The sequence below is a fragment of the Bosea sp. F3-2 genome (genome assembly GCF_008253865.1).
In the GTDB taxonomy this organism is placed as follows: Bacteria; Pseudomonadota; Alphaproteobacteria; order Rhizobiales; family Beijerinckiaceae; genus Allobosea.
This window is the reverse complement of record NZ_CP042331.1, coordinates 1,348,168-1,372,794: the sequence shown is the minus strand read 5'-3', so window position 1 is coordinate 1,372,794 and position 24,627 is coordinate 1,348,168. Positions and strand designations below refer to the sequence as shown.

Genomic DNA, 24,627 nt, shown 5'->3' with positions numbered 1-24,627 from the left:
GACGACCATATGCGCCCCAAAGCGAATTGGCGCCTGGGGCTGCGACATAGCTCCATTGACCGTGTCGGGTAGCGCGGCGGAAAGCGGCTTGAAGCTTTGCCCTTGCGGAAAGGCCAATGACGTAGTGGCCGGGCCCCAACGACCGATTCGCTGATGTCAGCGGAAAACGGCGCTTTTCCCGCTGCGTGAGCGGGACGGCTCGCGGAAGATCCGCGGCTCTGCGCAAAAACTGCACGAAAATCCTGAGCTTCTGCCGATCTCCGTCGAAAGCGCTGCAAGCGACAGGCGCATGGATTGCGCATGGCGGACATTGTCGCTCCCACCTCCTTCTCCCAAAGGCTGCCGCGCAGGCTGGTCAATGACGGCTGGTGGCTGGAGGCGACGATGCGGCCCGCCTGTGCCGAAATCCTTGCCTTTCCGGTCTCGGCGTCAGCCGCGGCTGCGGGCGGTCCCAGTCGAGATCGACGAGTATGCCAGTCTATGCATCCGAACACGACACTCTCCTCCCGCGCGCCAAGCGGCCAGCCGGATGGCTGACGATCCAGTTGGCAGCTGCAGCCGCCCTGGTCGCTCTGGCGGATGCTCTGTTCTACGGACACCGGCTCGGGATCTCGCTCGCACTCTTCCTCGCTGCTCTCGCCGCGGCTTCGGCCTGCCTCAACCCGATCCGCGCCGAATCTGCACGGCGCTGGCGCGCGGTCATCCTGCTTGCGGCCGGAATCCTGCCGGTCGTCGAAGACATCAATTGGCTGTCGGTGACGATCGCTTTGATTACGACCGCTGTCTGCGCACGGACATTGATCGAGGTCCGGGATCTGCCCTGGCTGGAGCATCTGCGGGCCGCGCTGCGCATGCCGTTTTCAGGCATCTTCCGATTGTTCAGCGACTTCGCGCGGGCGAGCCGTTACGGGGCGCGGCGAAAGCAGCGGACAGGTATCCTGTCCGGATTGCTGGGCTGGATGGTGCCGCTTCTGTTCTGCGCTGTCTTCATCTCGCTGTTCGTATCGGCAAATCCGCTGCTGGAGAGTTGGCTGAGCCGGATCGATATCCTTGCGATGCTGGGTCAGCTCTTCTCCGGGCGCTCGGTGTTCTGGGCCGTCATGCTGTGCCTGATCTGGCCTCTTGTCCGCATCCGCTCTCTTCGCCTCCGCAAGCGCAGCCGCCCCGCACCGTCAACGGCCATGTCGGCGCTCCATCCGCTCGATCCGCTGAGCGACCAGACGGTCAGGCGCTCCCTGGTTCTGTTCAATGGGCTCTTCGCCATTCAGACCGCGATGGACATCGTCTATCTCTGGGGCGGCGCCAGCCTGCCGGCAGGGTTGAGCCATGCGAGCTATGCCCATCGCGGCGCCTATCCGCTGGTGGTGACCGCATTGCTGGCAGCTGCCTTCGTGCTGGTTGCCATGCGCCCGTCGGGGTCCAGCGAGCGCGATCCCCTGGTCAGGCCGCTGGTCCTCGCCTGGGTGGGGCAGAACATCCTGCTCGTGCTCTCCGCCCTGTTGCGCCTCGATCTCTATGTCGACGCGTATTCATTGACCGGTCTGCGGCTGGCGGCGTTTGTCTGGATGCTGCTCGTCGCTGCCGGGCTCGTCCTGATATTGGCCCAGATTCTGACGCGCCGGACGGTTGGCTGGCTGGTGTCTGCGAATATGGTCGCGCTGGCGTTGACGCTCTATACCTACAGCTTCGTGGATACGGCGGTCGTCATCGCCAACTACAATCTCCGCCACTCTTTCGAGATGCGCGGGGAGGGGCAGCATATCGACATCCCCTATCTGTTCGGGCTCGGCCCGCATGCCATCCCGGCGATCGATCGCTATGTGCCGCGGATCGCTGCCGCAGGTCACGTCCCGCCCCACTCGCCATGGACCCGATATGCCGCCACGTTCGCAGCTCGGCGCGACAGGCTCGCCCAGTGCCATCACAGGTCGCAAGGCGACTGGCGCGGCTGGAGCTTCCGCGGATGGCGGCTGTCGCGATACTTGGCTAACACTCGCGAAGCTCCGTTCAAGACGATGCCGGTATCACCGGCCGATACCCCTGAGGGCAGATGATGGCGCCGCGCATTCTCGTGGTCGACGACGATAGCCATATCTGCGAGGTGATCTGCTTCGCGCTGGAGAAGGCCGGCATGGCCACAGTGGTCGCGCGCGACGGCCTGCAGGCGCTCGATGCCTTCAGGCAGCGCCCGGCGGATCTCGTCGTCCTCGACATCGGCATGCCGGAGATGGACGGGCTCGAGGTCTGCCGGCAGATCCGGAAATCCTCGGAGGTGCCGATCCTGTTCCTCTCCGCACGCGACGACGAGATCGACCGCATCCTCGGGCTGGAAATCGGCGGCGACGACTATGTCACCAAGCCGTTCAGCCCGCGCGAGCTCGTCGCCCGCGTCAACGTCATCCTCAAGCGCGTCCGCAACGGCTTGAAGGTTGCCAAGAGCGTCGAGGAGTCCCTGGCCTGGAGGGCCCTGAGCCTCGACCCATCCACGCATGAGGTGCGGTTCAACGGCAGCGAGCTTTCCCTGACCGCCATCGAATTCGAAATTCTGCGGACGCTGATCGCGCGGCCACGCCAGGTCTTCAGCCGGGACCAGATCCTCGACCAGGCCTATGGCGGCGCGATCCATGTCTCGGACCGGACCATCGACAGCCATATCCGCAACATCCGGTCGAAGATCCTGAGGGCGGGCGGCGAGAACGCGATCGAGACCGTGCACGGCGTTGGCTTCAGACTGGGCCGTTGCGAGGCCTCGGCGTGACGGGAGGGAGTGAGCCGCGGGCGCTGGTGACGCCGAAGTGGCGGCCGAGCCTCAGCCTCATGGTCTTCATGATGCTGACAGCCGTGCTGGCGCTGCCTTTCGTCGGCTTGTTCTTCTTCCGGATCTACGAGAACCAACTCGTGCATCAGGCGGAATCGGAACTGATCGCCCAGAGTGCGGCGCTGGCCGCAACCATCGGGCAGGACCTGCGAATGAACCTGCCGGCCGATGCTGCGCTGGGGGCGACGGTTCCTCTCGACACCCAGCCGGAGGCGCCCGGCGAGCTTGCTCCGATCCTGCCGGAGCTCGATCTGGCGCGAGATCAGCTCCTGCGGCGACGGCCCGAGGCGCAGCTCGCACCGCGCCCGGCGCTCGAGGCTTTCCGCGCTGCGGGCGAGCGGCTCAGGCCTCTTCTCGCCGAGACGCAGCGCGTGACGCTCGCCGGCTTCAGGCTGCTCGATCCGCAAGGCGTCGTCATCGCCGGGCGAGAGGAGATCGGGCAATCGCTGGCTCATGTCGAGGAGGTTGCAGAGGCGTTGCGCGGCCGGTTCGCGGCGGCACTGAGGCTGCGTGTCTCCAAGCACGAGCCGCCACCGCTCTATTCGCTGAGCCGGGGCACCGGTGTGCGGGTCTTCACGGCGATGCCGGTCGTCATCGATGGACGCGTCGCGGCGGTTCTCTATGCATCCCGCACGCCGAGCAATGTCTTCCGCCATCTGTATGAGGAGCGCGGCAAGGTCATTGCGGCTGGGCTGTCGGTCATCGCCCTGACCCTGCTGATCGGGCTGGCCTTCCATCGGACGATCACGCGGCCGGTCAAGGAGCTGATCGCCAGGACAGCGGCGATCGGCAAGGGCGACCGCAGCGCGCTGCGTCCACTCAAGCATCACGGCACGGCTGAGTTCGCGACGCTGTCGCAAAGCTTCCTCGACATGGCCGGCGCCCTCAACACGCGCTCGGACTTTGTGGCGACCTTCGCCGCCCATGTCTCGCATGAGCTCAAATCGCCGCTCACCTCGATCGAGGGCGCAGCCGAGCTGCTGCGGGACGACATCGGCGCGGGCGAGGACCGCATGACCGAGGCGGAGCGCCGCCGCTTCCTCGACAATATCGTCGCCGATACGAAGCGGCTGACGGCGATCACCAATCGCCTCCGCGAGCTGGCGCGCGCCGAAGGCACGCCCACGGACGGTTCGAGCTATCTCGGCTCCGTCGTCGCAACGCTGCACGATGCCTTTCCCGGGCTTGCGATCCAGGGTCGTGGTGAGCTGGCGAGCCTGCTGGGCATGTCGACGGAAAACCTCCGCATCGTGCTGTCACATCTGGCCGACAATGCCGAGCGTCATGGTGCCGCCCGGTTCACGGTCGATGCGGAACGACAGGGCGAGTTCATCCTCCTCGATATTCGCGACGACGGGCACGGCATATCGCTGAATAACCGCGCGCGAATCTTCGACAGCTTCTTCACAACACGCCGCGACAGCGGGGGAACGGGGATGGGTCTCGCCATCGTGCGCGCGATGCTGGAAGCGCATGGTGGCTCGATTTCGCTCGCTGACGCTACGCGAGGGACGCATTTCGTGATCGTGCTCCCGCGACAACCCCGCGCGAAAAGCTCCAATCACAGCTCAACGTCGGCCTTTCGGCCGGATCCGATCAGGTTGATTCAACCTGATCGCTGAAACGGTCTCTGGGGTCAGAATGCCGCGAGAGCCCGTGCTGCCACCGCGCCGGCGAGCAGGGCCAGCATCCCAGCGCTTACGCGGTACCCGATCTTTGCGTTGGCCGCATTCTGCAGGCGCGCATGGAAGGCGCTCCCCAGGAGGATCCACCCGAAACCAATCGTGGCGATCTCCACTGAAAGCACTCCGAGCCCGACCAACACGCCATCAGCCGCCGGGATGAGGGTGAATGCAAAGATCAGCCCTTTCGGGTTGAGCAACGTGGTCAGGAAAACACGCTGGAAGGTGATCGATTGCCCCGTGAGAAGGCGAACATTGCCGCGCCTCCAGAGCGCGATCGCCAGATGAAGCACGTAAACGACGACGACACCTTGAAGCACCAACGCGAACACTGGCAGGCTGGCGATCACCGGCCCCAGTACGAGCCTCAAGATCGTGATAGCCAGCAGATAGCCGGAGAGTTCCGCAGCCAACAGATATCGAGCGCGCCGCCACCCGACTTCGGCGCCGGCTGTCGCCAACAACGTGTTTGTCGGACCAGGGGTCGCGAGCAGCGACGCGCATGCGAAGGCGAAAACGGACAGATGCATGGCGCATCCGGTACCACAAGCGCGGTCTCTGCGCCTTGATCCCGATCAGTCTCCGCTCAAGCCCGCCGGAATCTCTCAGGCTTAGAGCCGGATCCGATCAGATTGAATCAACCTGATCGGATCCGGCTCTCAACTTGAGTGAGAGAACGCGTTCTCCGATCTGACTGCGTTGCAGTCAGATCGGCGCGTTCTCTAAAGCGCGTCGAGCGCTCCGGTGAGATCGTCGAGGATATCCTCCACGCTCTCCAGCCCGATCGAAAGCCGCAGGAGCCCGTCGCTGATGCCGTGCTTCAACCGGTCCTCCCGGCTGACGATCGCATGGGTCATGCTGGCGGGATGCTGGATCAGGGTCTCCGCATCGCCGAGGCTGACGGCGCGGGTGATCAGCCGGAGATGGTTCATGAAGGCCATGCCCATCTCGATCCCGCCATCGAGCTCGAAGGAAATCAGGCCGCCGCCGGAACCCGACATCTGCCGCTGGGCGAGCTCGAATTGCGGGAAGGACGGCAGGCCGGGATAGGACAGGCTGACGATGCGCGGGTGGCGCTCCAGTTCGCGCGCCACCTTCAGGGCCGAAGCGGCATGGCGCTCGACCCGGACTTCGAGCGTCTTCAGCCCGCGCAGCATGAGGAAGCAGTTGAAGGGAGAGAGCGTCGCGCCGGTCATCCAGCGCAGGCCGGTTTGCCGGATCTGCTTCAGCAGCTCGGTTGGGCCGACGACGATGCCGGCCAGCAGATCGCCATGCCCGCCGAGATATTTCGTCCCGGAATGGACGACGATGTCGGCTCCGAACTCCAGCGGGCGCTGCAGCACGGGCGTGCCGAAGGTGTTGTCGACGACGACCAGCGCGCCCGCCTGATGGGCGATGCGCGACACCGCGGCGATGTCGATGACGCGCAGGTTCGGATTGGCCGGTGTTTCGAAGAACACCAGCTTCGTGCGCTCGCCGACCATTGTCGTCAGCGTATCGAGTTGGGTGAAGTCCGCCGGGCGGGCGATGATGCCGAGCCTCGCCAGCCCCTGTGTGAACAGCGCATAGGTGTTGCCGTAGAGCGTATGGTCGATCACGACCTCGTCGCCGGGTGAAAGCAGGGTCAGCACGACGGTCGCGATCGCACCCATGCCCGAGGCGGCGGTCATGCCGGCCTCGGCGCCTTCCAGGCTCGCCATGCGTTCTTCGAGAATGGTCTGCGTCGGATTCTTCGAGCGGCCATAGACATAGCCGGGCCGCTCGCCCCTGAAGATCTCCGCACCCTGCTCGGCGCTTTCGAAGGCGTAGGTCGAGGTCATGAAGATCGGTGGCGTGAGCGCGCCTTCATGCTCGGCGGGGTCATAGCCGAGGTGAATGGCGCGGGTGGAAAAGCCCTGGGTCCGGTTCCGTCTGCGATCAAGCGACATATGCGATGCCTCCCTTCATCGGCTCTCGAAGGGATAAGAGCCCTTTCGATTCCGATCAGTCGTAGTTTGCGTGCCGAAGCGCGGATTAGCCATGGCCGCGATCGCGCCCCGCTCAGCCCGCAAACGCCCGGATAGTCCGCTCAAAGCACGCCCCAGCCTGACAGGCCGATCAGCACGACAGGGATCGCAACGACCGCGAGGGCGGTCTGGATCGCCGTAATCCCGGCCATCAGAGGTGCATCCCCGCCGAGCTGGCGCGCCATGATGTAGGCGGAGGACGCTGTCGGCAGGGCCTGGAACAGCAGCGCCGTTGTCAGGGCCGGGCCATTCAGTCCCGTGACGATGGCTATGAGCACCGTTGCGACAGGCATCGCCAGGAACTTCATGATCGATGAGGAGGCGACCGGTCTGATCCATCTGCGGGCCGAGCCGAAATCAAGTGCCGCACCAACGCAGAGTAGCCCGAGCGGCAACGAGGCCGCACCCAGGGAGCGCATGGCGGGATCAAGGCCGGGAGGAATACGCAGGCCGATGAGCTGGAAGAGAATCCCGGAGAGAGAGGCCACCACCAGCGGGTTCGTCACGAGCTGCTTGAGAATGCCGCGGCCGCTGAGCTTTGCTGCGCCAAAGCGGGCGAACACCAGCACGCAAAGGACATTGACGGTCGGAACAATTGCCGCGTTGCAGATCGCCGCCAAGGCGATGCCTTTGGCTCCGAAGAGGCCCGCAGCCAAGGTCACGCCGACATAGTTGTTGAACCGGACGCTTCCCTGAAACACCGAGGTGAATGCCGGCCCGTCCAGCTTCAGCAGCGGCTGGATGGCCATGACCAACGCCGCGACTACAATGGTCGACAGGATCAGCGTCAACGCCAGGTCACGAACCGGCAGTGCTTCCAGCTGCGCGGTGGCAAGGCCGTGAAAGAACAGGCAGGGCAGGAGGACATAGTAGCCGAGCCGCTCTGCCTGTGGCCAAAAGCTCTCTTGCAGGAACCGCCTCTGGCGCAGAGCCATCCCGAGCCCGATCAAGATGATGACGGGCAAAAGGGCTAGCAGGACATCGCCGGTCATGCCTGTGCGTCCAAGGCTGCCTGTGCGTCCAAGGCTGCAACGATGCGGCGGCAACCGTCTTCGAGGGTCACGGTATCGGCCACGAATGACAGGCACAGATGTCCGGGAGCGCCGAAGGTGCCGCCGGGAACCGTCGCGACGCCCGCTTCCAGAAGAAGGTCAGAAGCGTTTGGGAAGGCCGCCATGTCGATCTCGCGTCACGAAGCTGGCGAAGACCTATCAGTCAAATAGCTGCAGGAAAAACTCTTAATTCTCTTCCCATTGATAAGAAAAACTCGTTGATTGCATCTGACCTGAATGGGGGCCGATCATGTCGCTGCGCGCTCTTCGGACCTTGCACGCGATTGCACGTCACGGATCATTCGCGCGCGCCGGTGAAGCGGTCGGGCTGACGCAGTCCGCCGTGAGCTTGCAGGTGAAGGCTCTCGAAGACGAGTTCGGGGTGACCCTCTTCGATCGCTCGCGGCGGCTGCCGGTTCTGACGGAAGCAGGCAAGATCGTCCTCGCGCGGTCGGAAGAGGTTCTGGCGCTCTATGACCGGATTCCAGAGGCCCTCAGTGATGAGCGCTCGCTGGTCGGCCGTCTGAAGATTGGCGCGATCCAGACAGCCCTGTCGGGCGTCTTGCCGGATGCGTTGAGCGCCTTGAATCGGGCCCATCCTCGCATTCGTGTTCATGTTGTTGCCGGCATGTCGGCAGAGCTCGCGGTGCAAGTCGCTGCCGGTGAGTTGGACGCTGCCATCACGACAGAGCCTGTGCGTCCTTACCCTTCGGATCTGATCTGGACGCCGCTCTATGAGGACCGGTTCTGGCTCATTGCGCCGAGAGGCAACGATCAGAAGGATCCGCGAGAGCTGCTGAGCGGGTTGCCCTTCATCAGGTTCGACAGCCGCGCCTGGGCCGGAAGAGTGATCGACCGTGAATTGCGTCGACAGCGCATAACCGTGCGGGAGGAAATGATCCTGGATAGCCAGGAGGTCATCCTGCGCATGGTCGAGAGGGGGCTCGGTGTCGCGATTGCCCCGCTATCGGATGATGTGCATGCGAGGCTTGATCTGACATCCCTGCCGTTCGGCGAGCCCCAGTTGAGCCGACGCATCGTCCTCCTCGAACGGCATGACCGTCGAACGGAGCGGCTGACCGGGGTGCTGGCCAATGCGGTCGCTGAAGCCCATCAGGCGATCTGCAGCAACGCATGCGAAGGAGTTCGCGGAGCTCGATAATCCCCCGACCTGGCTGTCGATAGTCAAGCAAGGCATCAGAGCCAGCAATTTGTCGGCATGGGGAATTGCACTCGCAAGCCGAACTTACGACCAGGCAGCCTCGGCCGTCATGCAGAGCAGGCCGCTCTCCTTGGCGGTCCAGAGCTTCAGGCTCTCGCCGTCCTCCTTGGCATGGAGCGCGAACGCATCGTCGTCGAAGAGCGGGGACAGGCCGCGGAAGCTGAAGTGCTTCGGCGGAGCGCCGCGCAGCTCGGTCGCATAGTTGCAGAGCAGGGCCGCCTGCATCGGGCCGTGGACGATCAGGCCCGGATAGCCCTCGACTTCCATGACATAGCGGCGGTCATAATGAATCCGGTGGCCGTTGAAGGTCAGCGCCGAATAGCGAAAGAGCAGCGGCGCCTCGGCCTTCATCGCGCGCCGGTGAGTGCCCGCCTCGGCCATCGGCGGCTGCTTCGCGGTGCCCGCAGCACCATCGAGATCGCGATAGACGATGTCCTGCCGCTCCTCCAGCACGAGCACGCCATTCGCCTCGACGTGGTGCTGCACCGTGACGAAGCAGAGCGTGCCGGTGCGGCCTTCCTTCTGCACCACATCGGCGATGCGGGAAATGCGCTTCGCCGCGTCGCCGACCCGAAGGTCGCCGTGGAAGGTGAAGGCGCCACCGGCCCACATCCGGCGCGGCAGCGGCACCGGCGGCAGGAAGCCGCCACGGGCCGGGTGGCCGTCGGACCCGAGCGCAGCCGTGGGAGCAGCCGGCTGCGCCAGGCAGAAGTGGATCAGCCGCGGTACGGCCTCGCCCGCCTTCGGAGCTTCGCCCGGATAGTCGAAGGTGGCGTGGTATTTCCGCGCGATATCCTCGCTCACGATGTCGGTGCCGATATCCTCGCGGCCGATCCAGCTTCGCAGATGCGCAATGTCGAGCTTGGGTGATGTCTCGCTGCTCACGATGCGGGTCCTCCTGCTGCTTTCAGTCGAGCGTGGCGTGCTGGCCGATCGCTGGAACGGGGCCGTAGTCGCGCTCGGCTCCCATGATGATCGGCGCGGGTGCGGGGAAGGCGACCGGGCCGGCTTCGGTCTCGACGGTGATGCGGCGCAGATGCGGATGGGTCGCAAGCGCAGCCATGTCGTTGACCGCCGCGAAGGCGACATCGGCACGCAGCAGCGCCTCCCTGGCTTGCGCCTCGTCGAAGCCGCTGAGGGCAGCGGTGACAATCGCATCAGTCTCGGCGCGGTTGCGCACGCGCGCGACATTCCGCGCGAAGCGCTCGTCGGTCGCGAGCTCAGGCCGGCCCAGGAATTCGGCGCAGAACTTCGTCCATTCCCGATCGCTCTGGATCGAGATCAGGATCTGCTTGCCGTCGCTGGTGGCGAAGACGCCATAGGGCGCGATCGAGGGATGGGCGAGGCCGATGCGCCTGGGCGCCTTGCCGCCTTCCTGATGCAGCAGCGGCACGGTCAGCCAGTCGGCCATCACATCGAACATCGAGACGCGGATATCGGCACCTTCGCCGGTGATGCCGCGGGCGATCAGCGCCTCCAGGACCGCGGCATGGGCGGTGGCGCCGGTCGCGATGTCGACGATCGAGATGCCGACGCGGGCGGGCTCCTCGGGGCCGCCGGTGATCGAGGACAGGCCGGATTCCGCCTGGATCAGCAGGTCATAGGCTTTGCGCTCGGCGAGGAGGCCGGTTTCGCCATAGCCGCTGATCGAGCAGCAGATCAGGCGCGGATGGCGCTTGCGCAGCTCCTCGGGGCCGAAGCCGAGGCGGGCGAGGGCGCCGGGCTTCAGGTTCTGGACCAGCACGTCCGCCTGGGCGAGCAGCTCGCGCAGCGTCTGTTTCCCTTCAGGCGAGGCGAGATCGACGACGAGCGATTCCTTGCCGCGGTTGAGCCAGACGAAATAGCTCGACTGCCCTTTGGCGACGTCGTCATAGCCGCGCGCGAAATCGCCCTCCGGCCGCTCGACCTTGATGACGCGCGCGCCGGCATCGGCGAGGCGCGAGGTGCAGAAGGGGGCAGCCACCGCCTGTTCGATCGCGATGACGAGGAGACCTTCGAGCGGGCTGCGGGCAGACGGCATCTTGGGGCTTTCAGTAGGAGCGCGGCATGCCGAGGACGTGCTCGGCGAGGTAGGACAGGATCAGGTTCGTGGAGATGGGCGCGACCTGATAGAGCCGCGTCTCGCGGAACTTGCGCTCGACGTCGTATTCTTCGGCGAAGCCGAAGCCGCCATGCGTTTGCACACAAGCATTGGCCGCTTCGAAGGAAGCATCCGCCGCCAGCATCTTGGCCATGTTGGCCTCGGCGCCGGGATTGGCGCCGGCCTCGTAGAGTCGGATTGCCTCGCGCACCATCAGCTCGGCCGCGCGCATATTGGCGTAGGCCTTGGCGATCGGGAACTGAATGCCCTGGTTCTGGCCGATCGGCCGGCCGAAGACGTGGCGTTCCTTGGCGTAGTTCGAGGCCTTGTCGATGAACCACTTTGCGTCTCCGATGCACTCGGACGCGATCAGGATGCGCTCGGCATTCATGCCGGAGAGGATGTAGCGGAAGCCCTTGCCCTCCTCGCCGACAAGGTTTGCCGCCGGCACCTTCACATTGTCGAAGAAGACCTCGGTGGTGGCGTGGTTCATCATCGTGCGGATCGGCCGGATGGTCAGGCCGTCCTTCAGCGCCTCGCGCATGTCGAGGATGAAGACCGAGAGCCCGTCGGTGCGCTTGGCGACCTGGTCGCGTGGCGTGGTGCGGGCGAGCAGCAGCATCAGGTCGGATTGCGCCGCGCGGCTCGTCCAGATCTTCTGGCCGTTGACGACATAGTGGTCGCCCTCGCGCCGGGCTGTGGTGCGCAGGGCTGTGGTGTCGGTGCCGCTGGTCGGCTCGGTGACGCCGAAGGCCTGGAGCCTGAGCTCGCCTGAGGCGATCTTCGGCAGATAGCGCTGCTTCTGGTCCTCGGTGCCGTGACGGAGCACCGTGCCCATCACATACATCTGGGCGTGGCAGGCGGCACCGTTGCAGCCCTGGCGCTGGATCTCCTCCATGATCACCGCCGCCGCCGAGAGCGGCAGGCCGGCGCCGCCATATTCCTCGGGGATCAGCGCCGAGAGAAAGCCGCTTTCCGTCAGCGCCGTCACGAATTCGGCCGGATAGGCCATCTCGCGATCGAGCCTGCGCCAGTATTCGCCTGGGAAATCCGCGCAGAGCTTCGCGACCGCATCGCGGATGTCGGCATGGGTTTCGACGGCTTGGCTCATGATCGATGTTGCTCCTCGAACAGCGCCTCTTGGTAGCCGTCGCGATGGCATATCGACAACGAAAAGCTGGCGAGAACAGCTATGCCTGTTTTCTATCGCTTCTTTGGCCCCTCGACAGAGGTGTCGTCCCCCAGAATGCGGCCGGACCAGACTCCTTGCGCGACCAGCGCTTGAATAGTCTTGGCAATGGCCTGACCGGCGAAACGCGCCAGCCGGGGCGTCGGCCGGTCCGTCGGGTAGGACATGATCAGGCGGCGCATCGGCACGGGGTTAACGAGCGGAGCGGCGCAGAGCCTGCCTTCCTGCAACTCCTCATGGATCGGTGCCAGCGGCAGCACGGTGACGCCGTGCCCACTCCTGACGAGCCCTTTCAGAGTGGAATAGTTGTCGGCCTCAACCTTGATGTTGAGAAAAATGCCGCATTCCTCGGCACAGCGCTCGACAATGGACCGCAGCCCGTGGCCGCGGCTCGGCAGAAGCAGACGCTCATGCTCGAGCTGGGCGAAGTCGACGCTCCTATTGGGCGATAGACCGGCCCCCGGCGGGCCGATCAGGAACAGCGTCTCCTCCAGCAGGGGCTGGATGCGCAGCGTGCGGGCCGATTTCGGATCGTAGAGGATGGTCGCATCGAGCTCCCCGCGGTGGAGCCAGTCGAGCAGATAGCCGGAATAGGCGCTGACGATCCGCAGCGTCGCCTCGGGATGCGCCTCGCGGAAGGCGGCGACCAAAGGTTCGGACAGAATGTCCGAAGTGGTTGGAGGCATCCCGATCGAGACATGGCCGCGCAGCGGCGCATTCTCGTCCGCGACCACCGCCCGGATCTCTTCGAGTTCCGCCATGATCCGCAGGGCATGCCGCAGAACGTCCTGCCCCTGTTCCGTGACGGTCATGCCGCGACCGTGCCGGTCGAAGAGACGTGCGCCGAGTTCATCTTCCAGCAGCCGAATCTGACGGCTCAGTGCGGGCTGGGCGATATGCAGGCGATCCGCCGCCTTCGACAGGCTGCCGAGCTCGGCGACGTGGATCAGCGTTCTGAGCTGGGAAATGTCCATAGCTATCGAATATCGCTATATCTGGTCGTCAAAAAGGGTCGAGGTCGAGAAGGATTCTGCAAGGCTATAAAGGCGCGGATATCGGATCGTTTCGCAAGGAGGCGCGCCTTGGCTGCCGCTGACGTCATCCCCTCGCAAAGGGCTGAGAAGGCCCGCGACTTGTCCATCGACTGGCCGGTGGAGCTTTACGATACGCTGAAATCGGCCGGTATCGGCCAGATGTCCTATGTGCCAGACGCCGGGCACTCGACGCTGATCAAGCTGTTCAGCGCAGACCCCGACGTGGTCACCAATGTCCTGACGACCGAGGAGGAGGGCATTGCCATCGCTGCCGGCGCCTGGCTCGGCGGGCAGCGCAGCGTCGTCCTGATGCAGTCCTCTGGGGCCGGAAACTGCATCAACATGCTGTCGCTACCGGTTCAGGCCCGCTTCCCGCTGCTGATGCTGGTGACGATGCGTGGCGAATGGGCCGAGTTCAATCCCTCGCAGGTGCCGATGGGCAGCGCGACGCAGGCCGCGCTCGAGGCGATCGGGGTCACCGTCCTGCGTGCCGAAACCGGCGAGGATCTGGTCGAGACCGTGGCGCAGGCCGCGACCATGGCCTTCGAGGCCGACCAGCAGATCGCGGTGCTGATCGGTCAGCGCCTGCTCGGCAAGAAGAAGTGGTGAGCCTCATGCGCCTTCCGACCATGGACCGCCGCGACGCGGTCAAGAAGCTTCTCGATGCGCGCGATGGCGCGCTGGTCGTCACCGGTCTCGGTTCGCCGAGCTATGACGTTCACGCCGCTGGGGACCGAGACGACAACTACTACCTCTGGGGCGCGATGGGTGGCGCTGCTCTGGTGGGCCTCGGCCTTGCCCAGGCGCAGCCGGACAAGCGGGTGATGGTCATCACCGGCGACGGCGAGCAGCTCATGGCCTTCGGCGCGCTGGCGACGATCGCCGTCGCCCGTCCGCGGAACCTCGACGTCATCGTGCTCGACAACCAGCATTTCGGAGAGACTGGCATGCAGTCGAGCCACACGGGGCGTGGGATCGCCCTCGACAAGGTGGCCGCGGCCTGCGGCTTCGCTGACGCACGAGAACTGCGCGTGCTGGAAGAGGTGGATGCGCTCTGCGAGCGCCTGCGCGAGCCGGCCGAGGGGCCACGGCTCTTCGTGCTGAAGATCGCCGCGGAGAACCTGCCGCGCTCGCTGCCGCCACGCGATGCGACCCATGTCAAGAACCGCTTCCGCCGGCATCTCGGCCTTGCCACCTGCTGAGGGCGGGATGAGCGCCTTGATCGCAGGCGTCGCCGACTTCAAAGCCCATGGCGAACACAGGACGATCGACCTGTTACCATTGGACTATGCGCGTGTCCGGCCCGGTACGCCGTTTCGCGAAGCCGCGGTCTTTTAGCAGGGAGTTGAACATGAAACTGGCTGGCAGGATCGCTGTCATTACCGGGGCTGCGCGCGGTATCGGGCGCGCGAGTGCGGAGCGCTTTCTGGCGGAGGGGGCGAAGGTCGTCATCGCCGACATCGACAAGGTACGGCTCGAGGAAACGGCCGCCGCCATCGGCTCGGTCGATAACGTCTTCGCCGTCGTCACCGACGTCAGCCAGAAGGAGCAGGTCGACGCCCTGATCGCCGCGGCGGTGAAGCGGTTCGGCCGGCTCGACGTCATGGTCAACAATGCCGGCATCGCCATGGTGCAGAGCTTCCTCGACGTCACCAAGGCCGATTACGACAAGGTCCTCGGCATCAACCTCGAAGGCGCGTTCTGGGGCACGCAGGCGGCCGCCCGGCAGATGATCGCCCAGGGGCAAGGCGGGGTCATCATCAACATGTCCTCGATCAATTCCGGCCTCGCCAACCCCAATGTCGCGACCTATGCGATCACCAAGGGCGGCATGAACCAGATCACCAGCACCGCCGCCGTGGCCTTCGCCCGGAATGGCATCCGCGTGGTCGGCGTCGGCCCGGGCACCATCGACACCGAGATGGTTCGCGGCGATTTCGTCGCCAGTGCGACGGACCGGGCGATCATTGCGCGTACACCGCTCGGCCGCTACGGCACCGCAGCCGAGATCGCTGCGGTCGTGGCGTTTCTCGCCAGCGACGACGCCTCCTACATCACTGGCGAGACGATCTATCCGGATGGTGGCCGGCGGGTGCTGAACTACGTCATGCCCGAGCAGGGATCGGCGCGAAGCGAGCCGTGACGCGCGCCAACCGAAGCGGTCCAAGGATCGCGCGCTTACGCGCGGCGCTTGAACGCCAGCACGGCATTGAGTCCGCCAAAGGCGAACGAGTTTGACAGCGCGTGCGAAATGGTCGCGTGCCGCGCCCCTTCCGGCACAACGTCGAGACCGCAATCCTCGTCCGGCTCGGTGCAATTCGCCGTCGGGGGGACGATCTGATGATGCAGGGCGAGCGTCGTGACGAGCGCCTCGAGTGCCCCGGCCGCGCCCAGGCTGTGGCCGAGCACTCCCTTGATCGAAGAGACCAGGGGCAGGTTTTCCGCAGGGAAAACCGCACGTATGGCCCTGCTTTCGACGGCATCGTTCATCAACGTGCCAGTGCCATGCGCATTGATGTAACCGACGGACTCGGGGGTGAGGCCGGCACTGGCGATGGCGCGCCGCATCGCCGCTTCCGCTCCCTGTTGATCAGGGGAGGTAAGGTCGCCGGCATCCGCATTGGCGCCGAACCCGACAAGCTCGGCATAGATGCGAGCGTTGCGAGCGACCGCCCGCTCCCATTCCTCGAGAACGAGGATGGCACTGCCTTCTCCCAGCACCAGGCCGCTGCGATCGCGCGAGAACGGGCGGCAGGTGTCCCGGGAGAGAATTCTCAACGCGCTCCAGCCGATCAGCGTGCCGCTGGTGATGCAGGCCTCCGAGCCGCCGGCCAGGGCGACATCGCAATCCCCGTGCAGGATGGCGCGGTAGGCCAGGCCGATCGCATGTGTTCCCGAAGCGCAGGCGCTCGCCACCGCGAAGGTGTTGCCGTGCAGGCCGAGATCCATCGAGATCTGACTTGCCGGCGCATTGGCCATCAGCTTGGGAATGGTGAGAGGGTGAACACCTCGCCCTTGCGTGCCATAGATTCGATAAAAGCTGTCATCCAGCGTGTTCATGCCGCCGACGCCCACGCCGATGACGACGTCAGCCTTGGCCAACGCGGTGTCTTCAGGCTGGAGGCCCGCATCGGCCACCGCTTCTCGCGCCGCGACGATTGCGAACTGGGAGACGCGATCGAGTGCTCCCAGCCGCTTCGCCGTGAAATGGGCATCCGGCTCGAAGTCATGGACCTGTGCCGCGACCGGGCAAGGAACGTCATCCATGCGTGGCAGCACCAGCGGCCCGATGGCGCTCTCCCCGGCGACGATGCGCTGCCAGGTCGCTGGCATGGTCAATCCGGCCGGTGAAACGGCTCCAAGGCCGGTAATGGCGATGCGTCTCACGCCGGCGCCCGCTCACCGAGAGCGTCGTCGACAATCCGCGCGATATCCCCGACCGTCCTCAGCTCCTTGATTTTGGGGTCGTTGGCGTCGAACGGAACGCGGATCTTGAACCTCTCTTCGATCGCGAAAATCGTTTCCAGGACGTCCAGGGAATCGTAGCCGGCCTCTTCGAGGCTGGTCAGTTCCGTTATTTCGGAAGGATCCCGGCTGATCTGACCGGCAACGATTTCTTTCACGATATCAAGGTTTTTCATTCTGAAACCTGCATGAATCCTCTGTAGGCCGCCATCACCTTGATCGAAAAGGCTCGTTTTCTTGCTGGGGAGGCTTGAAGCCGCCGATCGGCGAACCTCGCGCTCCGCGCCGCGCCCGTTCCAGGCCGCGGGCACAGGGCAGGTTCCGTGCCAACCCTCCTGAATGAGCGGGCGGCCGTGTTGTGGGCGGAAACTTGCGCGATTTTGGCCAAAAGTGCCGGATGAACGCGCCTTCTTGATCAGGAGCGCCAGGGGCGCATCAGAGGGCGTTCCGACATGAAATGTCGGAAGCATCTAAGTTTGATGGGTAGGCCTTGCATTCTGCGCTGCGACTGGTGCCGTGATCAGTTGCTGAGGAGCACCCTCATCACTGAACGTCCGACAACCGGCTTGCCGATATGGTTCGGCGCGATCGCATCGAGCTCGGTCAGCGTCGGAATCTTGGCGTCGCGCGTGATGCTGGCGTCGAACTGCTGGGTGCGGACCCAATCGCCCGGCTTGGTCTTGGCGACGCCGTCCCGCAGCTTCGCCTGCATCCTCGAGGATCGCCAAGACTCCAGGAACGGGCCCGTTTGCGCTGCCCGCACCGGGGCAGCGCCTGGACCGGGGGCCGAGCCGTCGGCTCAAGCCGGCAGGACGACCACCTTCGTCTTGACCGGCGTGCGTGAGTACAGGTGGATCATGTCCTGGCTGAGCAGGCCGACACAGCCGCTCGTGATGCCGTTGCCGATCGACTCGGGGTCACTGGAGGCATAGATCGTGTAGAGCGTGTAAGCGCCGTTCTGATAGAGATGGAGCGTGCGCGCGCCGAGCGGGTTGTCGAGGCCGCCCGGCATGCCGCGGGCGTATTTGGCCGCCTCGGGCTGGCGCTTGATCATCTCCTTGGGCGGTGTCCAGGTCGCCCACTCGGACTTGCGCCCGACATAGGCGTCACCGCTCCAGCGGAAGCCGTCGCGGCCGACATTGGCGCCATAGCGGGTGGCGGATCCATCGTCCTCGATGCGGTAGACGTAGTAATTGCCGGGATCGACGATGATCGTGCCGGGCGCTTCCTTGGTCTCGTAGCGAACGGTCCGGCGGAAATATTTCGGATCGACCTTAGTGACGTCGACCGCCGGGATCGGGAACTTCTCCTCGGGCACCGGCCCGTAGACCTTCTCCGCTTCGGCGAGGCTCATGCCGTCGGTTGCCGCGCAACCGGCCAGCCCCAGCGCGCCGAGACTGGTCGCAGAGCCGACCAGAAACGAGCGGCGGTTGAGAAGCCCCGACCGAAGCCCAAGCGCATCGGCATTCTCATCGTCCATGATCATGATTTGGCCGTTTCCTATGTCCTGCTGCCCAACGAGAGAATACTCCGGCATACACCCGCTGAACGTCTTGCCGTGCGGAGATTGCCGTCACATGGCTCGGCTGGCAAGCTCTGGCCTTCGCTGCGCGGGGCTTGCCATGCGCCAAGGCCGGTAACGTCCACGCAGTCTCACTTCGCGCTGGCATGAACGGGCAGGCGGCGCCCGGCTCGATGGCGGTGGCCTGCTGCGGCGGTAAGTGGAGAGAAGCCGTAGTTGGTCGCTCTGGAGCGGCGTCAAACTCGTGCGGAACCGTTCGCAGGGCACGATGTTTATTCTCGTTGGGTCCGCTCCGCTCCCGCGGCGAGCGCCGGGGCGGTTATGCGGCCGCCGAGATTGGTCGGGGAATTGCCATGCGATTAACCGTTTCCGTCATCAAGGCTGACGTAGGCTCCGTCGGCGGGCACACCAAGCCGTCCCCCCGCATGCTGGACAGCGTCAGGGGCGAGGTTTCGCAGGCGATCGAGAGTGGTCTGCTGATCGACGGCTTCGTCTGCCATACCGGCGACGATATCGCGATCCTCATGACCCATCTGAGGGGCTCGGGGAGCCGCGATGTGCACCAGTTCGCCTGGAACACCTTTCTGGCGGCGACCGCGATCGCGAAGACCTCCGGGCTCTACGGCGCGGGCCAGGATCTTCTGGTCGACGCGCCATCGGGCAATGTTCGCGGTGCCGGCCCGGCCGTCGCCGAGCTCACCTTCGAGCACAGCCTCTCGGGCGTGCGGCCGGCCGAGTCCTTCATGGTGTTCGCCGCCGACAAATGCGGCCCCGGCGCCTACAACCTGCCGCTCTACCTGGCCTTTGCCGACCCGATGTACTGCGCCGGGCTGATGCTGCCGCCGATGATCAAGGGATTTCGCTTCCACATCATCGACATGGACAATACGGCCGGCGACAGTGTGATCGAACTCGATGCGCCGGAAGACAGTTACCGTATCGCCGCGCTACTGCGCGACAATGAGCGCTTCGGCATCGACCGCATCGTCTCCCGCACCCATGGCGAGCCAGCCGCGGCCGTCTCGGCGCAGCGCCTGCACTCGATCGCCGGCAAGTACACGGGCAAGGACGATCCCGTCGCGATCCTCCGGAACCAGGGGATCTTCCCGGCGCCGGAGGAGGTCATCTCGCCCTTCGCCAAGGCGCATTTCGTGGGTGGCGATGCGCGCGGCTCGCATGTCATGCCGCTCATGCCCGTGCCGCTCAACACGCCGGTGACGGGGCTTTACTGCTTGCCCATCGTCTCCTGCATCGGCTTCTCCATCGACAAGCAGGGCCGCTTCTCCGAAGCCTATACGGACTTCTTCGACAACCTGGCATGGGACGAGGTCCGCCGGCGCGCCCAGAGCAAGGCGATCGAGATGCGCAGCCAGGGCTGGTCCGGGGCTGCGATGCTGCCCTATTCGGAGCTGGAATATGGCGGCTTCCGCGACACCGTGGGCGAGCTGGTCGAGCGGTTCAAGATTCGCGACGAGCGTGAGCCCGCAGCGGCTGAATAGCGGGGACTGTCATCTAAAGCGCCCCCTCCCGGACGCGGTCGCGACCGTGATGCGGCTTGCTGTTGGCGTCGCCCGGCATGCTGATATTGGCGCGTAGCCCGAAAGCCGACGCTCCTTATGGGAAGATTGGGTGATCGGCCCGATGCATCATCCAGCTCATTGCCGCCCGCAAGTCCGCCTCAGGCTGCTCTGGCGGGCGCTCCGAGCAGCTCCTGGCGCTCTCCAGACTTGCCGGCCGGCTCCAGCTCACGTCGCTATTGCCTTTCGGGCGATGCCAAGAGTTCCACCCAGTAGCCAGGCTCAAATGGCACCGGAAGGAAGCGCTCGTGCAGTTCGCGCAGGGTCGCGTCGGGATCGAGATCCGCAAAGAGCTCAGGATGGAGCCAACGAGCGATTTGTTGAAGCGCGATGAATTGGTAGGGGCTATTGTAGAATTGGTGCCAGATCCCATAGAAGCGGTGGTTCTTCACTGCTCGCGAATTGATGAAGGCGGGCCGTCTCGCAAGGTTCGCGAGCTTGCGTCGGGCTTCCGTGAGATCAGCGCCGGGGCCGAGCCCTATCCAATTGCCGCCAGGTGCTAAGGCACTCCAATTGCCGCCGGTCGCGATCACGACATCTGGATCCCGCGTGATGATCGTTTCCGGGCTGATAGTGCCAAATGTCCCGGACAATAACGCGCTGCCGAGATTTCTTCCGCCGGCGATCTCGACCATCTTGCCGAAATTCTCGGGACCGAAGGACATGCAGCATTCGTCGGAATAGCCGGGGATCCTGTCGACCATCACGAGCGGCCTGGCGACCTCGCCGGCCTTGGCCAGAGGCCCGGTGACGCGCGCGATCTGCGCGGCGCGAAAGGCGATGAGCTGCTCGGCGATCTCGGTCTTGCCGAACAGGCGGCCCATGAGCCGTATCGACGGCTCGGTATTCTGGAAGGGACTATGGCGGAAGTCGACATAGACGACCGGCACGCCCAATGCGGCGAGCTTCTCGACCAATCCGGTCTCTTCGCTGGCGCTCTTGGCCTCGAAGTTGAGGAGCACGAGGTCAGGTTTCAGCGCGATTGCCTTCTCGATGCTGAAGCCGCCTTCGTTCAGGCCGCCGAAGAGTGGGAGCCTTGCGATCTCGGGATGGTGCGCGAGATAGGTCCGGTATGTATCCGGATCGCTCTTGATCAGGTCGTCGCGCCAGCCGATGACGCGTCGTAGGGGTGCGTCGCGGTCGAGCGCGGCCACGACATGAAGCTGCCGACCCTCGCCGAGGATGACGCGTTGGACTGGCACCGTCAGCGTGACGGAGCGACCGGCGATATCGGTGATCGCGATCTTCTCGGCTGCTGCCGGCATTGCAGCCAGCAGCACGAGGCAAAACGCGATGAGGAGGGCGAGGGCAGGGAAGGGCTTTCCCGTCCCGCCTATGGGGATGGCAGGCTGGTGCCGGCGAATATCGCGCCGAGCCGCGGGCATCACAGGTCGACCGTCATCGAGAGCCGGAACGTGCGCGGCGTGCCGACATAGAAGGTTCCGAACGAGGCCACGCTCGACCAGTACTTCTCGTTGGTGACGTTCTGCACGTTGGCGCGGAAGACGGTCTTCCTGCCGGCGATCTCGGTCGCGTAGCGCGCGCCGATGTCCAGCCGCGTCCAATCCGGCAGGGACTGCGTGTTGGCCGTGTTGATGAACTGCTTGCCGGTGTGGATCAGCGCGCCGCTCAAGGTCAACCCGCGCAGCCAGGGAACGTCCCATTCGGCTCCGAGATTGAGCTGGAGGGACGGGACACCGATCGGCGTATTGCCGAGATTGGCGGCCACAGCGGTCTTCGTGAGTTCGCCGTCGAGGACGGTAGCGCCACCGAGGACGCGGATCTCGGGAGTGACCTCGCCATAGACGTTGAGTTCCAGGCCGCGAACGCGTTGCTCTCCGCTGACTGTGAACAGGCCGGCGCTGAGCTCGCTGCTGGGCTTGGTGATCTGGAACCCTGCCAGGCTGACGCCGAACGTGCCGAACTGGGCTTTGACGCCGACCTCATATTGCTTGGCGCGATAGGGGGCGAATATCTCGCCGGCGTTCAGGGCGTTGGCGGGGGCGATGTCGCCGCGGCTCAGGCCCTCGACGTAGTTCGCGTAGATCGAGACATTGTCGAGTGGGCGCAGCACCAGCCCGACGAGCGGGGTAATCGCGCTCTCGTCATAGGACGAGGTCAGGATCCCGGTCCCCGGCGCATAGTTTTTGGCCTCGACGCTTTGGCGGCGCACGCCCGCGGTCAGGAGCACGCGCTCGTCGAGAATCGACAACGTGTCCGACAGGGCGATGCTGCCGAGCGTGCTCTCCGACAAGATCGTTTTCGGCGCCCGCAGCGCGAACTGAGGCGCCCGCAGCACCGGATTGTACATGTTCGACAAGACCGGGGTGCCGCTGGTCAGGGCCCGGCTCAGTTCGTCATGGTAGTGCGAGGCCACGAACGAAACCTGGTGGCGGATGAAGCCGGTGTCGAAGCGCGCCCTGAACCCGGCATTGTAGGTTTGCCGGTCGACGTCGAGATTGAAGTATTGCGGCGTATGGGTGGTGTCGCCGCGTAGGTTGGTGATCGTGGGCAAGCCGAAGAAGCGCTCGACCTCGGATTGGGAGCCGCCGACATTGGCAAACAGGGTGATCTGGTCGGTCAGATCGTATTCGGTGCGAAACAGGGCGGAACGGTCGTCGATCTGCGACCATTCCCACGGCTGGATCACGTTGCGCCGCCCGTCGGGCGCGCGCGGGACGGGCACGCCGGCCGCCATCAGGAACGGGCGGCTCGGCGCGTCGAGATAGTCGCGCTGGGCGAGAAGGTAGAGCCACGCCCTGAAGCGCTCGCCCTGGTAATCCAGGGCGAGCGAGCCGATGCCCGTGCGATTGAACTGTTCGTCGACGACGGTGTCGCCGCCGCGCAGTGCGCCGTTGACGCGCACGCCGAATTCGCGATTGGGACCGTAGCGCCGCGCGAAGTCGAGCGAGGTGCCGAGGACCGAGTTCGACGAGAACTCCGTGCCGATCCGCGTCAGATCGCCCTCCGCCCGCTTCGGGACGATGTTGATCGTTCCGCCGACGCCGCCGTTCGGAGCCATGCCGAAGAGCGCGGCGGAGGGACCTTTGAGGACCTCGATCCGCTCGGCATAGTCGGTGAAGACGCGGAAGTTCGGCGCCACGCCGTAGACGCCGTCGAAGGCGATCTCGCCATTATTGCCTTCACCGACGGGCAGCCCGCGGATGTTGAAGGAATCGACGATGCCGCCCGCCGGATGCGTGCTCCTGACGGAGGGGTCGAGAATCAGTGCCTCGGCCACGGTCGACGCCTGCAGGTTCCTCACCAGATCGGCCGTGTAACCTGTTGCGTTGAACGGCGATTTCAGCGTGTCGGTGGTGCCGAGCAGGCCGAGCCCGGCGCCCTGTGTCACCTGTCCGCCGGGGAAGGGCGGCGAGACGTCGGGCTGTGTCACCTGGCCTTGCACGACGACCTCGCCGAGCTGGATGGTCGAAGCGGGTGCCTGCTGCGCGGAGGCTCCCATGCCGCCGCCGCAGGCCAAAGCCGTTGCTGCCAGTGCCAGCGCCGTTGCGCGCGGCGCCAGGCGAAGCAGGGCTCTTTCGAGACCTGACGAAGGGAATGATTGTTGAGTTTGAGTAGAATAGAACATCTCAAATCTTCGTCAGGCCATGCGTAGGAACAAATCTTGTGCTCACGCACCGGATTTGCGGCCTGAAAACACGGAGACAATATTTAGTCAAGGATATGGAGGGTTCGTTGAGGGTGGATATTGCGCAATATTCTCGATATATACTTTTAGTTGGAGGAATTAAAAACTACACAAGGTGTCGTATTGATCGTTTCTTTTCGTCGATGGCCGCGGGCTATGGTCCGCAAGCCAACGTACCGAGCGAGCAGAGCTGTTTTGTCCAATAGGGTTGTGTCTTGGAGTAAGATGCCCAAAAATGAATATCGCCGGAGGCTGCAGGGATGACGAACTGCGCCTACTCCGCAGCCTGAACCTTCTGCACACCCTGGCCGCGCTCGTACCAGCCTTTCGAACGGTTCACGATCCAGACGACGGTGAGCATCACCGGCACCTCGATCAGCACGCCCACCACGGTCGCGAGCGCGGCTCCGGAATTGAAGCCGAACAGGCTGATTGCGGCGGCGACGGCGAGCTCGAAGAAGTTGGAGGCGCCAATCAGCGCGGACGGCCCAGCCACGCAATGCTGCTCGCGGGCGAGCCGGTTCAAGACGTAGGCCAACCCCGCATTGAGATAGACCTGGATCAGGATTGGCACCGCGAGCAGCGCGATGACCATCGGCTGCGCGAGGATTTGCTCGCCCTGAAATCCGAAGAGCAGGACGAGGGTCGCGAGCAAGGCCACGAGCGATGCCGGTCCCAACCGCGCCAGAAGACGATCCAGGGCCGCCTGCCCGCCGTTTGCGAGCGCTCGGGCGCGCACGAGTTGGGCGACGATCACCGGGACCACGATGTAGAGAACGACGGAGAGCACGAGCGTGCCCCACGGCACGGTAATCGCCGACAGGCCCAGCAGCAGTCCGACGATCGGCGCGAATGCGACGACCATGATCGCGTCGTTGAGCGCCACCTGGCTGAGCGTGAAATGCGGCTCGCCCTTCGTCAGGTTCGACCAGACGAAGACCATCGCCGTGCATGGCGCGGCCGCGAGGATGATGAGGCCCGCAATGTAGCTGCTGATCTGGTCGGTGGGCAGCCACGGCCGAAACAGCCAGGCGATGAAGAACCAGCTGAGTGCGGCCATGGAGAACGGCTTCACCGCCCAGTTGATGAAAAGGGTGACGCCGATCCCGCGCCAGTGCCTGCCGACCTGTCCGAGCGCCGCGAAGTCGATCTTCAGCAGCATCGGAATGACCATCAGCCAGATCAGCACGGCAACCGGCAGGTTGACCTTGGCAATCTCGGCGGCCCCGATGGCTTGGAAGGCGCCCGGCATGAGATGGCCAAGCGCGATGCCGACGACGATGCACAGCGCGACCCACGCGGTGAGGTAGCGTTCGAAGGTGGACATGGGA

At 64.8% G+C, this 24,627-nt stretch carries 24 protein-coding genes; 9 read left to right on the top strand and 15 right to left on the bottom strand.

All coding sequences use genetic code 11. From position 1 onward, the window contains the following. Positions 1-470 precede the first annotated feature (470 nt). Genes FQV39_RS06350 through FQV39_RS06340 form a run of 3 tightly spaced genes read left to right on the top strand, consistent with a single transcriptional unit; the run spans position 471 to position 4,440 of the window. Entirely contained in the window at positions 471-2,054 is a 1,584-nt protein-coding gene (locus FQV39_RS06350) for a DUF4153 domain-containing protein (RefSeq protein WP_149129520.1), read from the top strand. Beyond that, on the top strand, positions 2,054-2,758 hold the full coding sequence (locus tag FQV39_RS06345; RefSeq protein ID WP_149133696.1) for a response regulator transcription factor: 705 nt from the start codon (positions 2,054-2,056) through the stop codon (positions 2,756-2,758). The genes FQV39_RS06350 and FQV39_RS06345 overlap by 1 nt, the downstream gene beginning before the upstream one ends. 59 nt (positions 2,759-2,817) lie before the next feature. Further along, complete coding sequence (locus FQV39_RS06340) at positions 2,818-4,440, top strand: ATP-binding protein (RefSeq protein ID WP_149133695.1); 1,623 nt, start codon at positions 2,818-2,820, stop codon at positions 4,438-4,440. 14 nt (positions 4,441-4,454) lie between these two features. Here FQV39_RS06340 and FQV39_RS06335 read toward each other — a convergent pair whose 3' ends face one another. The 4 genes from FQV39_RS06335 to FQV39_RS06320 form a co-directional block, all read right to left on the bottom strand. Further along, entirely contained in the window at positions 4,455-5,030 is a 576-nt protein-coding gene (locus FQV39_RS06335; RefSeq protein WP_149129519.1) for a LysE family translocator, read from the bottom strand. Positions 5,031-5,222: 192 nt separating this feature from the next. Then, entirely contained in the window at positions 5,223-6,428 is a 1,206-nt protein-coding gene (locus FQV39_RS06330; RefSeq protein ID WP_149129518.1) for a trans-sulfuration enzyme family protein, read from the bottom strand. Between the two features lie 140 nt (positions 6,429-6,568). Further along, positions 6,569-7,498 (bottom strand): AEC family transporter, encoded by a 930-nt coding sequence (locus FQV39_RS06325; protein WP_149129517.1) that lies wholly within the window; start codon positions 7,496-7,498, stop codon positions 6,569-6,571. After that, positions 7,495-7,683 carry a hypothetical protein gene (locus FQV39_RS06320; RefSeq protein ID WP_149129516.1) on the bottom strand — a complete coding sequence of 63 codons (189 nt, stop codon included), beginning with the start codon at positions 7,681-7,683 and terminating at the stop codon, positions 7,495-7,497. Before FQV39_RS06320 ends, FQV39_RS06325 begins: the two co-directional genes overlap by 4 nt. Positions 7,684-7,808: 125 nt before the next feature. Here FQV39_RS06320 and FQV39_RS06315 point away from each other — a divergent pair, with 125 nt between their 5' ends. Continuing rightward, positions 7,809-8,720 carry a LysR family transcriptional regulator gene (locus FQV39_RS06315; protein ID WP_149129515.1) on the top strand — a complete coding sequence of 304 codons (912 nt, stop codon included), beginning with the start codon at positions 7,809-7,811 and terminating at the stop codon, positions 8,718-8,720. An 84-nt stretch (positions 8,721-8,804) separates the two neighbouring features. On the opposite strand, the gene FQV39_RS06310 is transcribed toward FQV39_RS06315, so the two are convergent. The 4 genes from FQV39_RS06310 to FQV39_RS06295 all read right to left on the bottom strand — a co-directional run bounded on the left by FQV39_RS06310 (position 8,805) and on the right by FQV39_RS06295 (position 13,023). Continuing rightward, positions 8,805-9,665: an HTD2 family dehydratase gene (locus tag FQV39_RS06310; protein ID WP_149129514.1), complete on the bottom strand. Its 861-nt coding sequence runs from the start codon at positions 9,663-9,665 to the stop codon at positions 8,805-8,807. 22 nt (positions 9,666-9,687) lie between these two features. Continuing rightward, positions 9,688-10,800, bottom strand: coding sequence for a CaiB/BaiF CoA transferase family protein (locus FQV39_RS33630; protein WP_149129513.1), 1,113 nt, complete (start codon positions 10,798-10,800; stop codon positions 9,688-9,690). A 10-nt stretch (positions 10,801-10,810) separates the two neighbouring features. Continuing rightward, positions 10,811-11,971, bottom strand: a complete 1,161-nt coding sequence (locus FQV39_RS06300; protein WP_149129512.1) for an acyl-CoA dehydrogenase family protein — start codon at positions 11,969-11,971, stop codon at positions 10,811-10,813. A gap of 92 nt (positions 11,972-12,063) precedes the next feature. Continuing rightward, the gene (locus tag FQV39_RS06295; RefSeq protein ID WP_149129511.1) at positions 12,064-13,023 is read right to left on the bottom strand and encodes a LysR family transcriptional regulator; all 960 of its coding nucleotides are present in this window, start codon (positions 13,021-13,023) and stop codon (positions 12,064-12,066) included. Positions 13,024-13,149: 126 nt separating this feature from the next. Here FQV39_RS06295 and FQV39_RS06290 point away from each other — a divergent pair, with 126 nt between their 5' ends. The 4 genes from FQV39_RS06290 to FQV39_RS06280 are packed head-to-tail and all read left to right on the top strand — an operon-like array spanning position 13,150 to position 15,226. Next, entirely contained in the window at positions 13,150-13,692 is a 543-nt protein-coding gene (locus FQV39_RS06290) for a thiamine pyrophosphate-binding protein (RefSeq protein WP_210251217.1), read from the top strand. 5 nt (positions 13,693-13,697) lie between these two features. Next, positions 13,698-14,285: a thiamine pyrophosphate-dependent enzyme gene (locus FQV39_RS06285; protein ID WP_149129510.1), complete on the top strand. Its 588-nt coding sequence runs from the start codon at positions 13,698-13,700 to the stop codon at positions 14,283-14,285. Positions 14,286-14,292: 7 nt separating this feature from the next. Next, positions 14,293-14,421, top strand: coding sequence for a hypothetical protein (locus tag FQV39_RS34090; protein ID WP_282570246.1), 129 nt, complete (start codon positions 14,293-14,295; stop codon positions 14,419-14,421). Between the two features lie 13 nt (positions 14,422-14,434). Then, positions 14,435-15,226 (top strand): SDR family NAD(P)-dependent oxidoreductase, encoded by a 792-nt coding sequence (locus FQV39_RS06280; protein WP_149129509.1) that lies wholly within the window; start codon positions 14,435-14,437, stop codon positions 15,224-15,226. Positions 15,227-15,261: 35 nt separating this feature from the next. On the opposite strand, the gene FQV39_RS06275 is transcribed toward FQV39_RS06280, so the two are convergent. From FQV39_RS06275 to FQV39_RS06260, 4 genes are all read right to left on the bottom strand, one after another. Then, positions 15,262-16,470, bottom strand: coding sequence for a beta-ketoacyl-[acyl-carrier-protein] synthase family protein (locus FQV39_RS06275; protein ID WP_149129508.1), 1,209 nt, complete (start codon positions 16,468-16,470; stop codon positions 15,262-15,264). After that, complete coding sequence (locus tag FQV39_RS06270) at positions 16,467-17,018, bottom strand: acyl carrier protein (protein WP_149129507.1); 552 nt, start codon at positions 17,016-17,018, stop codon at positions 16,467-16,469. The genes FQV39_RS06275 and FQV39_RS06270 overlap by 4 nt, the downstream gene beginning before the upstream one ends. A gap of 50 nt (positions 17,019-17,068) precedes the next feature. Continuing rightward, positions 17,069-17,260, bottom strand: a complete 192-nt coding sequence (locus tag FQV39_RS06265; RefSeq protein WP_149129506.1) for a hypothetical protein — start codon at positions 17,258-17,260, stop codon at positions 17,069-17,071. Between the two features lie 87 nt (positions 17,261-17,347). Continuing rightward, positions 17,348-18,034, bottom strand: a complete 687-nt coding sequence (locus tag FQV39_RS06260) for a L,D-transpeptidase (RefSeq protein ID WP_149129505.1) — start codon at positions 18,032-18,034, stop codon at positions 17,348-17,350. A gap of 389 nt (positions 18,035-18,423) precedes the next feature. Here FQV39_RS06260 and FQV39_RS06255 point away from each other — a divergent pair, with 389 nt between their 5' ends. Then, positions 18,424-19,569, top strand: coding sequence for a fructose-1,6-bisphosphatase (locus tag FQV39_RS06255; RefSeq protein ID WP_149129504.1), 1,146 nt, complete (start codon positions 18,424-18,426; stop codon positions 19,567-19,569). A 254-nt stretch (positions 19,570-19,823) separates the two neighbouring features. On the opposite strand, the gene FQV39_RS06250 is transcribed toward FQV39_RS06255, so the two are convergent. The 3 genes from FQV39_RS06250 to arsB form a co-directional block, all read right to left on the bottom strand. After that, a complete protein-coding gene (locus tag FQV39_RS06250) occupies positions 19,824-20,912 on the bottom strand; it encodes an ABC transporter substrate-binding protein (RefSeq protein WP_248313506.1) in 1,089 nt (362 codons plus the stop codon). Positions 20,913-21,031: 119 nt separating this feature from the next. Then, positions 21,032-23,110: a TonB-dependent receptor gene (locus FQV39_RS06245; protein ID WP_187640186.1), complete on the bottom strand. Its 2,079-nt coding sequence runs from the start codon at positions 23,108-23,110 to the stop codon at positions 21,032-21,034. 460 nt (positions 23,111-23,570) lie between these two features. Then, positions 23,571-24,623, bottom strand: a complete 1,053-nt coding sequence (gene arsB / locus FQV39_RS06240) for an ACR3 family arsenite efflux transporter (protein WP_149129501.1) — start codon at positions 24,621-24,623, stop codon at positions 23,571-23,573. Positions 24,624-24,627: the final 4 nt, after the last annotated feature.

Coding starts and splice junctions, on each gene's coding strand:
- FQV39_RS06350 (WP_149129520.1), top strand. CDS start 471: ATGCCAGTCTATGCATCCGAACACGACACTCTCCTCCCGCGCGCCAAG.
- FQV39_RS06345 (WP_149133696.1), top strand. CDS start 2,054: ATGGCGCCGCGCATTCTCGTGGTCGACGACGATAGCCATATCTGCGAG.
- FQV39_RS06340 (WP_149133695.1), top strand. CDS start 2,818: ATGGTCTTCATGATGCTGACAGCCGTGCTGGCGCTGCCTTTCGTCGGC.
- FQV39_RS06335 (WP_149129519.1), bottom strand. CDS start 5,030: ATGCATCTGTCCGTTTTCGCCTTCGCATGCGCGTCGCTGCTCGCGACC.
- FQV39_RS06330 (WP_149129518.1), bottom strand. CDS start 6,428: ATGTCGCTTGATCGCAGACGGAACCGGACCCAGGGCTTTTCCACCCGC.
- FQV39_RS06325 (WP_149129517.1), bottom strand. CDS start 7,498: ATGACCGGCGATGTCCTGCTAGCCCTTTTGCCCGTCATCATCTTGATC.
- FQV39_RS06320 (WP_149129516.1), bottom strand. CDS start 7,683: ATGGCGGCCTTCCCAAACGCTTCTGACCTTCTTCTGGAAGCGGGCGTC.
- FQV39_RS06315 (WP_149129515.1), top strand. CDS start 7,809: ATGTCGCTGCGCGCTCTTCGGACCTTGCACGCGATTGCACGTCACGGA.
- FQV39_RS33630 (WP_149129513.1), bottom strand. CDS start 10,800: ATGCCGTCTGCCCGCAGCCCGCTCGAAGGTCTCCTCGTCATCGCGATC.
- FQV39_RS06300 (WP_149129512.1), bottom strand. CDS start 11,971: ATGAGCCAAGCCGTCGAAACCCATGCCGACATCCGCGATGCGGTCGCG.
- FQV39_RS06295 (WP_149129511.1), bottom strand. CDS start 13,023: ATGGACATTTCCCAGCTCAGAACGCTGATCCACGTCGCCGAGCTCGGC.
- FQV39_RS06285 (WP_149129510.1), top strand. CDS start 13,698: ATGCGCCTTCCGACCATGGACCGCCGCGACGCGGTCAAGAAGCTTCTC.
- FQV39_RS34090 (WP_282570246.1), top strand. CDS start 14,293: ATGAGCGCCTTGATCGCAGGCGTCGCCGACTTCAAAGCCCATGGCGAA.
- FQV39_RS06280 (WP_149129509.1), top strand. CDS start 14,435: ATGAAACTGGCTGGCAGGATCGCTGTCATTACCGGGGCTGCGCGCGGT.
- FQV39_RS06270 (WP_149129507.1), bottom strand. CDS start 17,018: ATGCTTCCGACATTTCATGTCGGAACGCCCTCTGATGCGCCCCTGGCG.
- FQV39_RS06265 (WP_149129506.1), bottom strand. CDS start 17,260: ATGCAGGCGAAGCTGCGGGACGGCGTCGCCAAGACCAAGCCGGGCGAT.
- FQV39_RS06260 (WP_149129505.1), bottom strand. CDS start 18,034: ATGATCATGGACGATGAGAATGCCGATGCGCTTGGGCTTCGGTCGGGG.
- FQV39_RS06255 (WP_149129504.1), top strand. CDS start 18,424: ATGCGATTAACCGTTTCCGTCATCAAGGCTGACGTAGGCTCCGTCGGC.
- FQV39_RS06250 (WP_248313506.1), bottom strand. CDS start 20,912: ATGCCGGCAGCAGCCGAGAAGATCGCGATCACCGATATCGCCGGTCGC.
- FQV39_RS06245 (WP_187640186.1), bottom strand. CDS start 23,110: ATGGGAGCCTCCGCGCAGCAGGCACCCGCTTCGACCATCCAGCTCGGC.
- arsB (WP_149129501.1), bottom strand. CDS start 24,623: ATGTCCACCTTCGAACGCTACCTCACCGCGTGGGTCGCGCTGTGCATC.